Here is a 14,650-nt window from a genome sequence, read left to right as displayed (position 1 = left end):
CCTACGAAAGGAAAGCAGTACATGCGAGTATTAACCCGGTTGGCGGCGATCACGGCCGCAACGGCCACCGCCCTGTCGATGGCCGTCGCCACACCCGCCACCGCCGCGACCGAACTGGTGGTCAACGGCACCTTCAGCACTTCCACCGCGCCATGGTGGAACTCGTCCAACACCTCCATGGCGGTGGACACCGGGCGGCTTCGCGTCAACGTGGCCGGCGGCACGGCCAACCCGTGGGACGCCATGGTCGCACAGAACAACATCACCCTGACCAGTGGCAAGGCCTACACGCTGTCGTTCGACGCCGTCGCCTCCGCCTCGGTCAGCGCGGTCACCACCGTGCAACTGGCCGACAGCCCGTACACCAACACCCTGACGCAGACGATCGCGCTCACCACGACGAGCAAGCGCTTCAGCTTCCCCTTCACCTCCAGCCTGAGCACGGCGGCCGGACAAGTGTCGTTCCAACTCGGTAAGAACGCCGCCCACACGGTCTACCTCGACAATGTCTCCCTCACCGAGACGACGTCGGGCTCCGGGCCGATCGGCATGACGAGCGGCTTCTACGTCGACCCCAACTCCAACCCCGCGGTCTGGGTGCGCAACAACTCCGGCGACTCCCGCGCGGCCCGCATCCAGTCCTCGATCGGCTCCAAGCCGATGGCCCGGTGGTTCGGCAGCTGGAGCGGCGACATCACCGCGGCCGTCTCCGGCTTCGTGGGCGCCGCCGACAGCGCCGACAAACTGCCGATCCTGGTCGCGTACAACATCCCCGGCCGCGACGCATGCGGCGGTCACTCCGGCGGCGGCGCCGGCAGCGAAGCGGCGTACAAGACGTGGATCTCCGCGTTCGCCTCCGGTATCGGCAACCGACCCGCGGTCGTCGTCATCGAACCCGACTCTCTCGGCGACTTCGACTGCATGAGCGAGACGGCCCGGCAGGAACGCATCCGCATGCTGACCTACGCAACCGAACAGTTCCGTGACAAGGCCGCCAACACCTGGGCCTACCTCGACGCCGGCAACGCCGGCTGGACCGCACCGGCGACCATGGCCTCCCGGCTGCAGAGCGTGGGCGTCGCCAACGTCCGCGGATTCTCGGTCAACGTCTCCAACTACTACACCACCAGCCAGTCGGCCACATACGGCAACGCGATCAACTCCGCGCTCGGCGGCACCGCCAAGTTCGTGATCGACACCAGCCGCAACGGCAACGGCTCCAACGGCGAATGGTGCAACCCATCGGGCCGCAAGCTCGGCGCCACGACGCAGATCGGCGGCGGCGCCGAGATGCTGCTCTGGGTCAAGGTCCCCGGCGACTCGGACGGCAACTGCGGCATCGCGCCGAACGTGCCCGCCGGAACGTTCAGCCCGGACCTCGCCACTCGGCTGATCGACGGCACGTGACCTGGGGCCTTTCTGCAAAGATCAAAGCCAGAGAAGCGTGAGGCGAGAGTGACCACCGCGCGGCGTCCGTTGTGATCACCTCGATGACCGAGTACTGCGGCATGGCCGTCGAAGAGCTGCGCGGCCGGGGAAGCTTGCCGCCCTCGTTCAGAGCGTCGATGCCGGGCCACCCTCCAACACCGATCTGGTGCTGGAGGGTGGCCGTCGAGGGACACCCTGTCGACCTGGCGACCGTCCCCCTACATCACCCACACCGTCCGCCGGTTCGGGAACTGGACCCTCAACCTCACTCCGCCGGACGACACCCCCAGCACCCAGTGTTGTTCGCAGCGGCCGGCGCCTGATCCCCGTTCCAGGGTTGGCAGGACACGACTGACCTGGAGGTCCCAGCCCATGCCTGGATGGCCCCATAACAGGGGGCCGCTCACAGCAACTGTGCGGCAAGCTCCTGCCATTGACGCAGTGGCGGCTCGTCTGGTGTGGCCGTGAGCACGTGCAGGCTGACATGGTCCGCACCGGCGTCGAGATGCTCCTCGACTCGCCGGGCGATGTCCTCGGTCCCGCCGGTGGCCACCAGGGCATCGACCAGCCGGTCGTCGAGGGATTCGGCATCGTCGAATCCCAGATCGCGCAGCAGCGTGAGCCGGTTGGGCAGGGCGGCGGCCGCGTGGGCGTGGGCCAGCTCGGCCGCGATGGGGCGGGACGGGTCCAGGACGACGAGCTGGGTGACCGCCAGCATCGCCTGTGGCCCGAGCAGGCTTCTGGCGTGGCGGGTGTGCTCGATCGGCATGCCCAGCGGGTGGGCGCCCCACGCGCGTTCGGCGGCGAGCTGGAGCATCTTCGGGCCCAGCGCGGCCAAGACCCGGGGCACTGCGGGGATCGCCGGGCCGAACGGGGCGGTGTCCATCGCGTCCAGATAGGCGCGCATGGTCGCCACCGGCGGGCCGAACCGGTGGCCGCGTACGTCGGTCACCAGGTCGGGGTGGCTGACGCCGAGGCCGAGCAGGAACCGCCCAGGGAATGACTCGGCAAGGGTGCGCTGTGCGGCCACGGCGCTGATCGCGTCGCGGGCGTAGATGCTGGCGGTACCGGTGGCGATGACCGTTCGCCGGGTGGCCGACAGCAGCAGAGCGGCCTGGGCCATGGCCTCCCGGCCGGTCGTCTCGGGAATCCACAGAGCCGGGTAGCCGAAGTCCTCGATGGCGGCGACTGCTCGGCGCAGGGCGGGGGCGGGATAGCGATCCATCTCGCCCGCCCAGATGCCGACCCGTCCGAGGTCGAGCGCGCTCATTGGTCCTGCTTGGCGGCGTCCTGGGCGGTCAGGAAACCGGCGATCTGGGCGGCTCCGGTCCGCTGCAGCCAGGTGCGCAGGTCCAGCAGGCCGGGGTGTAGCGCGCGGGTGAAGGCTATGTCGGCGCGATAGCCGCGTTCGTTGAGCCAAGTGTAGGAGAAGGCGAAGTCCTCGCCGATCTGCGCGATCGCTTCGATCGGTATCTGGACGTAGGGCAGTGGTCGGCCGGTGGCCTCGGAGATGGCCGCGGCGATCTGTACTGGGGTCACTTCGTCCCCGGCCAGGTCGACCGCGCGCCCGATCCACTCGCCCGGATGAGCGAAGGCCAGCGCGGCGAAGACACCGACATCGTCGACGGCCACGATCTGCTGCGGTACGTCGGCTGCGAACGCGGTGGCCACGGTGCCGTCGTGCAGGTGGTAGCCGCCGGTGTAGTTCTCCATGAAGGAGACCGGGCGCAGGAAGGTCGCGGGCAGGCCCAGCCGGGCGATGTGCTGCTCGATCCGCCACTTGTTGATCGTGTTCTTCGGCAGCTTCTCGGTGTTGTGGCGGCCCGCGCCGGCGAGGGAGGCGTAGACCAGGTGCCGCACACCGGCGGCGTGCGCCGCGTCGGCGACGTTGCAGCCCCAGCGGACCTCGTCCTCGGCGGAAAAGCCCGCCGGGGTGCCCGGGGAGCCGACAGTGGGCTGCACGCTGAACAGGCCGTCGGCGCCTTCGGCGGCGGCGATGAGCGAGGCGACGTCGTCCATCTCGGCGCGGACGAGCTCGGCGCCCGCCAGCGCCAGCGCCCTGGCCCCAGCGGCGTCCGGATCGCGCGTCACCGCCCGTACCCGCCGGCCGTCGGCGAGCAGATGCGTCATCACGGCCCGGCCCTGCAGGCCGGTCGCCCCCACCACCACGATGGTCTTCACGATGTGTCTCCGAACAGTAGGCATGCTGAGGCCATCCACATAAGTGGGGTGGCACTCCGATTCTGAGTGAGTACGATATGGAGGACCACCCCACTTTTGCAAGCCCGCCGGAGACCACATGCCTTGTACGACACGGCCGCGCGCGCCAAGCTCGGCCCGCACCGCCAGGGGTGAACCCTGCACCAGCTGCGGCACTCGGCGCTGCAGCATCTGGCCCAAGCCGGACGGACCGCCCCGGAGTTGCAGGCCAAAAGCCGCCATGCCCATCTGGCCGGCCTCGGCTACTACGTACGGCTGCTGCTCCCATCGCTGCGCCCTTGAGGCACGCGGCTTGGCGGCGGCCTGTGATCGTGGCGATGGCACTGGTGATGGCGTTCGCCGGTGGCTCGGCAGTCGCTGCGCTTCTTGGGAGCGGCTCCATCGACAGAGAGGAGACGGTGGTCGTCACACGGTGACCTGACCCCAGTTCGGTGGTCGTGGTGTCGAGGTCGTGCTGCTGGTCAGCGGGCCCGGGCGGCAGGGGCGCGGGGCGCCTCGGGGGAGCGACTGCTCGGCTCTGACAGTACCGAGGAGCAGGCGCCCGCGCCTTCTGCCAGGACCCCCACGCCTACCACAACCACGATCGACAGGTTCCGGAGCGCGTCTCCGCCTCAGCGCCGACTTTGAGCGCGTCAATCGGGCACTATTACGGCTCGTCCCTTCAGCTGTCCGCTGCGCAGCCGGGCCAGCGCCTCAAGGGCAGCGGAGAGCGGGAACCGTTCGACCTCGACATGGAGCGCGCCGGAACGGCCGAGCGAGATCACCTCGGTGAGTTCGGGGCGGGTGCCCCAGAACGGTAGTGAGATCCGGGCGCCCTGGGGGAGCGGGCCTGGTTTCCGGACGTTCAGCCGTCCACCTCCGCTGCCGACCACCACGAGCTCCCCGTCGGTGCGGAGGATCCCGGCGGACAGATCAAGCGTTGAGTCCGTGCCCACGAAGTCGAGCACGACGTCGACGCCGTGACCGCCGCTCGCGGTCCGCAGGACCCGGCTTGTGTCTCCCGATATGCGGGTGCTCAGGTGGGCTCCGCATCTGTCGGCGAGGCTCAGGGCCTCCTCGCGCACGTCGACGGCGAATACCCGGCTCGGTGTCATCGCGCGGAGTATCTGGATGGCCAGGTGACCCAGGCCGCCGACGCCGATGACGGCGACCGTCGACCCCTCGCCCAGCGCCGGCCTGCATCGCTGGATGGCGTGGTAGGGCGTCAGGGCGGCATCCGTCATCGGCGCTGCCTGCAGGGGATCCAACTCGCCGATCGGCTCGAGGTGGTGGGCCGATGGCACGAGGACGTACTCGGCCATCCCGCCGTCGCGGCCGAGTCCGGCCCCGGCCCACGGCAGTTCTGCCCTGCGGTCGCAATAGTTGTCCTTACCGGCCCGACAGCGCGGGCACTCACCGCAGCCCCATGGACCGTAGACCGCGACGGGATCGCCGAGGGCGACGCCGGTAACGGCCGGGCCCACGGCCGCGACACGACCGGCGATCTCATGGCCGAGGGAGAACGGTGTCGGAAAGGGCATGCCCGCCGGGCTCGCGTCGAGGACGTGCAGGTCGGAGTAGCACAGACCCGCGGCCTCCACCCGTAGCAGGACCTCGCCGTCTCGGGGGGACGGCCGCTCGACGTCGGTGAGGATCGCCGGGCTGCCCCAGCCCGGAAGCCTGAGCGCTCTCACCGCGCCATCCGGCTCGCCGTGGTACGGGGTGCGGCCACCGCTCGGCCGCCGACGATCGACATCAGCATACCTCCCATGCTAGTAAACTGAAGTCAGTTCACCAAACCTGGCGCCTCCGGCGAAGTAGGCGAACCGGCCGCCGCCCAGCAGTCCCTCTCGCGCCACTCGACAGCCCATCGAGGCCCTGATGTCGCGCGATGTTCGGAACCGCGGTCGGTGATCGTTTCCTAATGAGAGGCGGGCCTCTCCAGGGCGCGGAGGCCGGCGGCGGCCAGCGGCGCGACCGCCTGGCCGGCCGATTCGAACCCGGATCCCCGCGTCATGCCCTGCTGGAAGCGGGCGTGGATGCCTTCCGCGATCACGGCGATCTTGAAGTAGCCGAGCCCGAGATAGAAGTCGAGCCGGCCGAGGTCACGACCGCTGACCGCGGCGTAGCGCTGCGCGAGTTCGGCGGGCGTGGGCAAGCGTTCGCTGGTGGAGGCGGCCGAGCCGCCGAGGACGGGAGCGAACGCCGGATCCGAGTAGACGAGGTGCAATCCCAGGTCGGCCAGCGGATCGCCGAGCGTGGCCATCTCCCAGTCCACCACCGCGCGAACCTCGGCGGGATCGTGCCGGGCGAGGATGGCATTGTCGATGCGATAGTCGCCGTGCACGATCGAGGCGCCACTCTCATGAGGACACCGCTCGGCCAGCCGCGCGTGCAGCCGCTCGATGTCGGGCAGGGGGCGGGTCCGCACCCGTTGCCACTGGTCGTGCCAGCGCCCCACCTGCCTGGCCAGGTAGCCCACGGGACGGCCGAAAGCCCCCAGCCCGACCGCGGCGGGGTCGACCGCGTGCAACTCGGCCAGCACATCGATCAGTCCGTACGAGCAGCGGGCGAGGTCCTCGTCGGACAGCGCGAGCAGGTGGTCCGTGGTCCGGAGCACGACCCCCTCGACGTGCTCGACCACCGAGAACGGAACGCCCAGCACCTCCGCCCCGGCCAGGACGACCGCGCCGGCGACCGGAACCCGGCTGCCGGCGAGGGCTGCCACGACCTGGTACTCGCGGCCCATGTCGTGCGCCGACGGGGTGAGCCCGCCCAGCGGCGGGCGGCGCAGCACCCACTTGTGCCGCCCGTCCATGAGCAGGTATGTCAGGTTCGACCGGCCCCCTTGCAGCAACTCGGCGGTGAGGTGGCCGGTGAACTCGGGCACGCGCTCGGCGAAGAACCGTTCGAGCGCGGGAAGGTCCAGGCCGTCGATCGCGGACGGGGCCGGGCCGGTCACCGTGCCGCCTGCGCGTCATGCCGGCGCAGCACCCGCCTGGCGATGGCCCAGCGGTGGGTCTCCGACGGTCCGTCATAGATCCTGAAGGGGCGGACTTCTCGCAGGTAGCGGCTCAGCAGAACGTCGCCGGAGATGCCGAGCGCACCACAGATCTGCACGGCGCGATCGACGACGCGCCAGATCGCCTCCGCGCAGAAGGTCTTGGCGATCGCGGTGGACTGTGACGCGGATTCCTTCCGGTCGAGCTCCCAGCACGCCCGGAGGATGAGGCCGCGCGACGCGGCGATGTCGATCTCGTTGTCGGCGATCATCTGCTGAACCATGCCGAGCTCGCCCAACCGCGACCCGAACAGCCGCCGCTCCGCCGCCCGCGCCACGGCGATGTCCTGCGCCCGCCGTGCGATGCCCAGCCAGCGCATGCAATGCGTCATACGGGCGGGTCCCAGCCTGACCTGGGCGTGGCGGAAACCCTGGTCGACCTGACCGAGCACCGCGTCCTCGCCGACCACGCAGTTGTCGAAGACCAGCTCGACGTGCCCCCCGTACAGGCTCTCGTCGAGAGTGTCGATGTGCCGGACCGTCTTCATGCCGGGGTTGCCGGCATCGACGAGGAACATCGTCGCGCCACCCGCTTCGCCCTGCCGCCCTGAGGTTCTCGCCATGCAGATCGCGAAACCCGCACCGTCCGCGCCGGTGATGAACCACTTGTGGCCGTCGATACGCCACCCTTCGTCCACTCGCGTGGCACAGGTGGAGAGCGCGCTCGGATCCGACCCCGCGCCGGGGGCCGGCTCGGTCATCGCGAAGCAGGAGCGAACCTCGCCCGCGGCGAGAGGCCGCAGGTAGCGTTCCTTCTGCTCGCCGGTGGCGATGGCCTCGAGCATGTGCATGTTGCCTTCGTCGGGCGCCGCGATGTTGAGCGCCAGCGGTCCCAGGAGGGAGTAGCCGGCCTCCTCGAACACCGCCGCCCGGCCGAGCATGTCCAGCCCGAGCCCGCCGTACTCCCGCGCGACGTGCGGAGCGAAGATCCCGGCCTGCTTCGCGGCCTGCTGCAGCTGCTGGCGGACCTCCTCCGACCGTACGACGCCACGATGTCGCTCTTCGACGGGCATCACCACCTCGCGGATGAACGTCGCGGTACGCCGGGCGACATCGGCGACGGCTGTACCGGGGGCAAGGTCGACGGCCATGGAGCCTCCCATGTGGCTAATCATCGTTAGCCGAACTGTAGCGCGCAACCACGGCTGTGCAAGGCCCAAGGGCTAAGATGCGTTAGCTGAAGGGAGGCGCTGTGGACAGGCTCGATCACATCCGTGCGGTAGCGCTGGAGTTGTTCGCCGGCAAGGGGTACGAAGCGACCACGATGGCCGACATCGGTGCCATGGTGGGGATGCGCGCGCCCAGCCTGTACAAGCACGTCAACTCCAAGCAGGATCTGCTCGCCGAGATCATGGCCGTGACGATGCGGGAGCTGCTCGCCGCCAACCGTGCGGCGGTCGCGACCACGACCGACCCCGTCGAGCGCCTGCGGCGGGCGAGCGAGGCCCACGTCCGCTATCACGCCCGGCACCGGCGTGAAGCGTTCGTCGGGAACCGGGAGATCCGCAGTCTTGTCGAGCCTCATCGCGGTCTCGTGCTCGACCTGCGCGCCGAGTACGAGACCTGCTTTCGCGATCTCGTACGAGCGGGGATGACCGCGGGCGTGTTCTCCGTGACCTCGGAGCGGCTCGCGTCCTACGCGATCCTCGACCTCGGCATGGGATTGGCGGCCTGGTACCGCGATGACGGCGAGCACAGCGAGGACGCCGTCGTGTGGCAGTACAGCGAGTTCGCGCTCCGCATCGTGGGCTCAGGATACTGATCGGCTTTCTGGTGACCGCGACAAGAACCAGGAGCCGAGACTTGAATTGAATTGAGTTTGGTCTATCGTGGCACGCGGATGGCAAGCACCCCCGCCGACCAGCCGATCCGGACAGAGGAGAGCCGCGTGAGCGCAGAGGAGACCGATCTGCTGATCATCGGTGCGGGCATGGCGGGGCTGACCGCCGGTGCCCGCGCGGCACGCGATGGACTGTCCGTGGTGATCGTCGAGATCAGCGAAGACGTCGGCGGATCCGCCCGCTTCGCCGGGTACGCCTGGACTGCCCCGAGCCACCACGTCATGGATGAGCACAATCCCCACGGAGACGTCTCGCTGAAGCGCACGCTGGTGGACCGGTTCGCCGAGGGCATCGCGTGGATCCGCTCCATCGGCGTCGAGGCCGAGGCCGCGCAACGCATCCTCAGCTTCGGCCGCGGGCACCGGTTCGACACCAACCACTACGTCGACACCTGCCGTCGGCTCATCCTTCAGGGCGGTGGCGAGCTGCTGCTCAACACCGACACCGAACACCTGGTGGCGGAGCACGGGGTCGTGGTCGGAGCGCGACTGAGGTCAGCCGACGGCACGTCGAGGGAGGTCCGGGCCCGCTCGACGCTCATCGCGACCGGCGGATTCCAGGGCGACCTCGGACTCCGAACCGCTCACGTGCACCCGCACGCCGACCGCATGGAGTTGCGCTCGAATCCCCACAGCCGCGGCGGCGGCTACCGTCTGGCCACCCAGGTCGGCGCGGCCACCGGCCATGAGAACGCCGGCTTCTACGGCCACCTCATCCCCAGCGGCCTGTCCTTCGCCGATCCGTCGGATTTCGTGGACCTCTCGCTCTACTACAGCGAGCACGCGCTCCTGTTCAACCTGGACAACGAGCGGTTCGTGGATGAGACGAAGGGCGACCACCTCACGACCATGGCGTTGCTGGAGCAGCCCGAGAGTCGAGGTCTCCTCGTTGCCGACGCCCGGGTGTTCCGCGACTGGGTCCTCGGCTCCTACGTCGAGGGAGCCGTCGCCGTCGACAAGTTCGCCCTGGCGAGCAAGCGAGGAGGCCGCGTCGGAGTCGCCGAGGACCTGGACGAGCTGGCCTTCCTGCCCGAGGAATGGGGCTACAGAGGCAAGGCCGTCCGCGACGGCGTCGAGGCGTTCAACGAGCGCGCTTCGGCAGGGCTGGAGCTGCGGCCCGGCCGGGAACTGGACCGCCTCCCGCTCGACGAGGCGCCGTACTACGTCATCGAGACGGTGCCGGCCATCACCTTTCCGTTCCACGGTCTGCGCGTCGACGACCACGCCCGCGTCCTGCGCGGGGACGGCGAACCGCTCGGCGGACTCCTCGCGGCGGGGTCGGACGTCGGCGGCCTGTGGCACCGCGCCTACGCCGGCGGTATCGCCGCGGCTCTCGTCTTCGGGCTCACCGCGGCCGACACCGCCATGAAGGCGGCGGCGACGGGAGATTCCCGGTGAAGGACCCTGCTTCCGCGCGCGGAATTCACCCTGCGGTCATCGATAAGGAGCCACCCATGACCACCGAAACGCCCCTGCTCGACGCGTGGTTCGCCACGATGGACTCCGACGAGCCGGAACGTGTGCTCAAGAAGATCACCGATGACTTCCAGATGTCAGTGGTGTTCTCCAAGGGAGACGCCCAGACCGCCGAGTTCTGCGGCGACCGTGCGGGCCTGGTCGGCTACCTTGCGCAACGCGAGAAGAACACGCTCGTCCATCACCTGGTCCGGGCCGCGGCCGTCGGCGACGTGGAGCTGGGGTTCGGGCTGGTGACGCGGGACGGCCGGTTCGAGGCGTCGTTCAACGTGAGCGCGCTCGTGGATCCCGCGTCCGGCAAGTGCCGGCGACTGCTGATCTGCCGGACACCTGAGATCGCCTTTCCCCTGAGCGACCAGCGATCGAAGGGCACCACGGCATGACCGGAACCACCAACGGCCGATTCGAGGGGATGATCGCGCTGGTCACCGGGGGCGGCTCCGGAATCGGCGCCGCGGTCGTCCGGCAGCTCGATCGCGAGCAGTGCGCCGCGATCTATGTGGCCGACGTCAACGAGGTCGGAGCGCGTACGGTGGCCGCGACGACCAAGTCCGGCCGTCCGGTCGCTTTGGACGTCACCGTCGCCGCCGCCGTCGAAGCGCAGGTCGAACGGATCGTCGAAGCACACGGCCGGCTCGATGTCGTGGTGAACACCGCGGGGGTCGACGACCCGCGCGCCAAGGAGCGGATCCTGGCCGCCCAGCAGTCAGGGGAGCCGCTCGACGTGTTCCGGCATCTCGAGGACGAACAGTGGCGCCGGGTCATGGCGATCAACCTCGACGGGTCGTTCCACGTCCTGCGTGCCGCCGTGCGCGCGATGATCCCGGCGGGTCGCGGCGCCGTCGTCATGGTCGGATCGTCGGCGGCCTTCGACACGCTGACGGGCTACGCCCACTACGCGGCGTCCAAGGCGGGCGTACACGCGCTCGCGCAGTCGGTGGCCAAGGAGGCGGCGGCGTTCGGCGTACGGGTGAACGTCGTCGCGCCAGGTCCCGTGGACACCCCCATGGCGGCCCGAACTCCCGCGGCCGTCAGGCAGGCGATGGAAGCGTCGGGACCGGTGGGGTACGCCTCCCCGGAAGAGCTCGCGGACAACATCCTGTACCTCGCTTCCCCCGGCGCCTCGAACGTGGTGGGTGCCGTGCTGCTGAGCAACGGCGGGCGATTCACCGTCTGAAACCGCCTCCGCCACTTGTTTCCATCCAGTGACGCATGAACGACCGGCCCGTCGAGGACCGGCCGAAGAGGAGATTGCCGTGAAAGCTCGACTGTCCGGACGCGTAGCCCTGGTCACCGGCGCGACCGGCGGAATCGGTGAGGCCGTCATCCGCCGGTTCGCCGAGGAGGACGCGACGGTCGTGATCACCGACGTGGACGCGGGACGCTGTGAAGAGGCCGCCGAGCAGGTCACGGCGGCCGGTGGACGCGCTTTTGGCCTGGGCCTCGACGTCACCGACGAGCAGGCCTGGGAGGCGGTGGTGAACGAGGTGGACGGGCGGTTCGGCGGCATCGCCGTACTGGTCAACAACGCCGGCATCGCCAAGATGACGAACGTGGAGACGGAGACGCTGGAGACCTGGGAAGCGGTCATCGCGGTGACCCAGCGCGGGGTCTGGCTCGGGATGAAGCACGTCGGTCCGGTGATCGAGCGTTCCGGCGGGGGCTCGATCGTCAACGTCTCGTCGATCTTCGGCACGATCGGCGGATTCGGCGGGCAGTTCTCCTACCACGCCGCCAAGGGCGCGGTCCGGCTGATGACGAAGAACGCGGCGCTCTACTGGGCGACGCGCGGGGTCAGGGTCAACTCGGTGCACCCGGGATTCATCGAGACCCCGCTGTCACGCAAGCTCTGGCGGGGGACGCCCCGGCTCGACCTGATGGTCGACAACACCCCGATGGGACGGTTGGGCAGCACCGACGAGGTCGCCAACGCCGCGCTCTTCCTCGCCTCCGACGAGGCGAGCTTCATCACCGGTTCCGAGCTGTACGTCGACGGCGGCTACACCGCCCGCTGAGGCTGGCTACGGTGGCGCGGACCGGACGCCGATCACGCCAGGCCTCCCTCCACCGGCGCGGACCAGCATCCGATCACTGTGCGCCGCCGTCCGCTCGCGTGTATCTGCCCACCTCGCCGTCGAGCGCCACGATCACCTGTCCGCGCGCCACGAGGACGTCGAGGTGGGCGACCGTCTCGTTGATCGCGAGCATCTGATTGAAGTCGTCCAGGCCGGCGAAGGGCACCTCTCGCCGGGTCCAGGTCAGCTGCCGCGCGACCGCGTACCCGTCGAGGGTCCGCGTGCCGAGAGCCCGCAGTGCCTGTGCCAGCCGTACGTCATGATGGGCCAGCAGCTCGGCGACGCGAGCATGGGCGCTCTGGGTGACCGGACCGTGCGCGGGCAGCAGCCGCGCGTCGGCGAAGCGGGTCATCAGCCGCAGCGAATCGAGGTAGTCGGCCAGGGGGCGCTCGGACTCGCCGAGCTCGAAGCCGATGGACGGCGTGATGTGCGGCAGGACGTGGTCACCGGCGAACAGCAGACCCGCCCCTTCGTCCAGGTACACCACGTGCCCCTTGGTGTGGCCGGGCGTGGGGATGACATGCAGAGCCCGCCGGCCGAGCTCGAGAACGCCCGCGCCGAGCCAGTCGTCCGGCGCTTCCCAGTCGCTCGCGGTGAAACCACCGTGGTCAATGCCCGACAGCCGGTCGGCGAGGTCGCCGGCGCCGCCACGGCGGAGCACTCGCAGCGAGGTGACCGGCACGTCGCTGCGCACCTCGCCCAGCAGCTCCAGGCCCTGCCGCTCGCCGGCACCGAGATACACCCGCGACCCCAGCAGCCGGCGCAACGCCACGGCCTGCGTGTAGTGATCGCGATGGACGTGGGTGACGAAGATCTTCGTGATCTGACCCAGGTCGTACCCCACCGAAGCCATGGCCTTCTCAAGGGCCCGGCGGGATTGGGGCAACGCCCAGCCGCCGTCGATCATGACGATGCCGTCGTCCTCTTCGAGCAGGTAGACGTTGACGGCACGCAGCCCGTCACCCGGAAGCGGCAGTGGAACGCGGTGCACTCCGGACTGGATCAGCTCCGCTCCGGACTCGGCCCACTGGCCCCCCCGGGCAGGTGCCGTCACTTCTCCGCCAGGCCGGCGAGCAGGTCACGGGCGAGGTCACGGGCGCCGGCTCGGGAGATCTTGCCGACCGTGGTCTGCGGCAGCTCGTCGACGGCGAACACGAACTCGGGCCACTTCGCTTTGGAGAGCCCCACCTCCCGCAGATGCCGGCTGATCTCATCGAGCCCGATCCCGCCTCCGTCGGCGGAGGTCACCAGCGCGGCCACCCGTTCACCGAGAATCTCGTCGGGCACCGGCACCACACAGGCCTGCGAGACGTCCGGATGAGACGCGACGGCGCGCTCCACCTCGGTGACGTCGATGTTACGGCCGCCGCGGATGATCACGTCCTTCTCCCGGCCCATGACGCTGACGGTCCCGTCCTCGTTGGTCATCATGAGATCACCGGTCGGGAAGAACCCGTCCGCGGTCAGCTCCGGAGGGTCCAGCCTGCCCTCATGCGCGTACCCGAGGAACAGCGACGGCCCGCGCACCTGGGCCCGGCCGACCTCACCCCGCCGCACCTCACGGCCATCCTGGCCGACCACCCGAAGCTCGGTGCCGGGAAACGGACGGCCGTCACGGCCGAGCCGGATCTCCACCGGCTCCTCCGGCGACGGCGAGGTGTGGCCCAGGCACTCCGACATCCCGAACACCCGCAGGATCCTGGTGCCCAGCGACTCCTCGGCCCGGGTCATGGCCGCCACGTCCATCGGACCGCCACCGACGGTGATCGAACGTACACTCTGGAGCACCCGCGACCCGGAAGCGGCGGCGCCCAGCTGGAGCGACATGGTCGGCACGCACATGGTCCAGCGCACCCGCGTCTCGGCCATCCGGGCCAGCACCGCGGCGGGGTCCCATTTGCGCCACAGGACCAGCGGACCGCCCAGCGACAGGGCCAGGAAGACCCCGAAACAGTACGCCGCGGTGGACGACAGCGGCACGATCGCCGCGATCGCGTCCCCGTGGCGCAGGCCGTTGACGGCGATGGTGTGCGAGCAGGCGTACCGCAAGGCGTCCTCGGACTGCACCACCCCCTTGGGCCGCCCCGTCGACCCGGAGGTCAGCCCGATCAGCGAACCTCCGGACCACCGCGAGACGTCCCGTGGCCCATCGCCTGACCAGGCCGCCCAGCCGTCCAGCACCTCGTGCCGGCCCGCGCCGGCCATCAGGGCGGGCACGGCCCACTCCTCAAGGGCGGAGGGTTCGGCGACCACGGCGTCGGGCCGGATGTCCTCGAAGGCCGCAGCGAACTCGGCGCCGGTCGTGTGCCGGTTGACCACCGCCAGCACGCCGCCGCTCATCCCCGCGGCCAGGCTCGCCGCGACGGTCCGCCACGAGTTGTCGGCCTGCACCAGCACGGTTCCGGCTCCGCCCGGGCCGGCCACGGCGTCCGCGAGCCCGGCCGCATGAGTGAGCAGCTCGCGTGCGGTGTGACTACCCGAATCGTCGATGACGGCCACGGCATCCGACTCCTCGGCCCGCCGCCGGAACTCACTCACTACCTGTCGCATACCGCTTTCCTCGCCTCACTC

General features: G+C 69.8%; 13 protein-coding genes. 6 read left to right on the top strand and 7 right to left on the bottom strand.

Annotated elements, in window-relative coordinates:
• Positions 1 to 21: 21 nt before the first annotated feature.
• Complete coding sequence (locus AB0F17_RS52145; protein WP_358040077.1) at positions 22 to 1,407, top strand: glycoside hydrolase family 6 protein; 1,386 nt, start codon at positions 22 to 24, stop codon at positions 1,405 to 1,407.
• Positions 1,408 to 1,831: 424 nt separating this feature from the next.
• On the opposite strand, the gene AB0F17_RS52140 is transcribed toward AB0F17_RS52145, so the two are convergent.
• The 5 genes from AB0F17_RS52140 to AB0F17_RS52120 all read right to left on the bottom strand — a co-directional run bounded on the left by AB0F17_RS52140 (position 1,832) and on the right by AB0F17_RS52120 (position 7,779).
• Positions 1,832 to 2,698: a TIGR03620 family F420-dependent LLM class oxidoreductase gene (locus AB0F17_RS52140; RefSeq protein WP_358040073.1), complete on the bottom strand. Its 867-nt coding sequence runs from the start codon at positions 2,696 to 2,698 to the stop codon at positions 1,832 to 1,834.
• Complete coding sequence (locus AB0F17_RS52135) at positions 2,695 to 3,609, bottom strand: NmrA/HSCARG family protein (protein ID WP_358040070.1); 915 nt, start codon at positions 3,607 to 3,609, stop codon at positions 2,695 to 2,697. Before AB0F17_RS52135 ends, AB0F17_RS52140 begins: the two co-directional genes overlap by 4 nt.
• 671 nt (positions 3,610 to 4,280) lie before the next feature.
• Positions 4,281 to 5,321 (bottom strand): NAD(P)-dependent alcohol dehydrogenase, encoded by a 1,041-nt coding sequence (locus AB0F17_RS52130; protein ID WP_358040067.1) that lies wholly within the window; start codon positions 5,319 to 5,321, stop codon positions 4,281 to 4,283.
• A gap of 227 nt (positions 5,322 to 5,548) precedes the next feature.
• Positions 5,549 to 6,589 (bottom strand): phosphotransferase family protein, encoded by a 1,041-nt coding sequence (locus AB0F17_RS52125; protein WP_358040064.1) that lies wholly within the window; start codon positions 6,587 to 6,589, stop codon positions 5,549 to 5,551.
• Complete coding sequence (locus tag AB0F17_RS52120; protein WP_358040061.1) at positions 6,586 to 7,779, bottom strand: acyl-CoA dehydrogenase family protein; 1,194 nt, start codon at positions 7,777 to 7,779, stop codon at positions 6,586 to 6,588. Before AB0F17_RS52120 ends, AB0F17_RS52125 begins: the two co-directional genes overlap by 4 nt.
• Before the next feature lie 101 nt (positions 7,780 to 7,880).
• On the opposite strand from AB0F17_RS52120, the gene AB0F17_RS52115 reads away from it, so the two are divergent.
• From AB0F17_RS52115 to AB0F17_RS52095, 5 genes are all read left to right on the top strand, one after another.
• Positions 7,881 to 8,450 carry a TetR/AcrR family transcriptional regulator gene (locus AB0F17_RS52115; RefSeq protein WP_358040058.1) on the top strand — a complete coding sequence of 190 codons (570 nt, stop codon included), beginning with the start codon at positions 7,881 to 7,883 and terminating at the stop codon, positions 8,448 to 8,450.
• 126 nt (positions 8,451 to 8,576) lie between these two features.
• The gene (locus AB0F17_RS52110) at positions 8,577 to 9,926 is read left to right on the top strand and encodes an FAD-binding protein (RefSeq protein ID WP_358040055.1); all 1,350 of its coding nucleotides are present in this window, start codon (positions 8,577 to 8,579) and stop codon (positions 9,924 to 9,926) included.
• A gap of 56 nt (positions 9,927 to 9,982) precedes the next feature.
• Positions 9,983 to 10,387, top strand: coding sequence for a hypothetical protein (locus tag AB0F17_RS52105; protein WP_358040052.1), 405 nt, complete (start codon positions 9,983 to 9,985; stop codon positions 10,385 to 10,387).
• The gene (locus tag AB0F17_RS52100) at positions 10,384 to 11,181 is read left to right on the top strand and encodes an SDR family NAD(P)-dependent oxidoreductase (RefSeq protein WP_358040049.1); all 798 of its coding nucleotides are present in this window, start codon (positions 10,384 to 10,386) and stop codon (positions 11,179 to 11,181) included. Before AB0F17_RS52105 ends, AB0F17_RS52100 begins: the two co-directional genes overlap by 4 nt.
• Positions 11,182 to 11,260: 79 nt before the next feature.
• Complete coding sequence (locus AB0F17_RS52095) at positions 11,261 to 12,019, top strand: SDR family NAD(P)-dependent oxidoreductase (RefSeq protein ID WP_358040046.1); 759 nt, start codon at positions 11,261 to 11,263, stop codon at positions 12,017 to 12,019.
• 73 nt (positions 12,020 to 12,092) lie between these two features.
• Here AB0F17_RS52095 and AB0F17_RS52090 read toward each other — a convergent pair whose 3' ends face one another.
• The gene (locus AB0F17_RS52090; protein WP_358040043.1) at positions 12,093 to 13,133 is read right to left on the bottom strand and encodes an MBL fold metallo-hydrolase; all 1,041 of its coding nucleotides are present in this window, start codon (positions 13,131 to 13,133) and stop codon (positions 12,093 to 12,095) included.
• On the bottom strand, positions 13,130 to 14,629 hold the full coding sequence (locus tag AB0F17_RS52085; protein WP_358040040.1) for a class I adenylate-forming enzyme family protein: 1,500 nt from the start codon (positions 14,627 to 14,629) through the stop codon (positions 13,130 to 13,132). Before AB0F17_RS52085 ends, AB0F17_RS52090 begins: the two co-directional genes overlap by 4 nt.
• Positions 14,630 to 14,650 lie beyond the last annotated feature (21 nt).

It is taken from the genome of Nonomuraea sp. NPDC026600 (assembly GCF_040638335.1).
Classification (GTDB): Bacteria; Actinomycetota; Actinomycetes; order Streptosporangiales; family Streptosporangiaceae; genus Nonomuraea.
The sequence above is the reverse complement of the archived record's forward strand: the minus strand, read 5'-3'. Positions and strand labels throughout refer to the sequence as shown.

Coding starts and splice junctions, on each gene's coding strand:
- AB0F17_RS52145 (WP_358040077.1), top strand. CDS start 22: ATGCGAGTATTAACCCGGTTGGCGGCGATCACGGCCGCAACGGCCACC.
- AB0F17_RS52140 (WP_358040073.1), bottom strand. CDS start 2,698: ATGAGCGCGCTCGACCTCGGACGGGTCGGCATCTGGGCGGGCGAGATG.
- AB0F17_RS52120 (WP_358040061.1), bottom strand. CDS start 7,779: ATGGCCGTCGACCTTGCCCCCGGTACAGCCGTCGCCGATGTCGCCCGG.
- AB0F17_RS52105 (WP_358040052.1), top strand. CDS start 9,983: ATGACCACCGAAACGCCCCTGCTCGACGCGTGGTTCGCCACGATGGAC.
- AB0F17_RS52100 (WP_358040049.1), top strand. CDS start 10,384: ATGACCGGAACCACCAACGGCCGATTCGAGGGGATGATCGCGCTGGTC.
- AB0F17_RS52085 (WP_358040040.1), bottom strand. CDS start 14,629: ATGCGACAGGTAGTGAGTGAGTTCCGGCGGCGGGCCGAGGAGTCGGAT.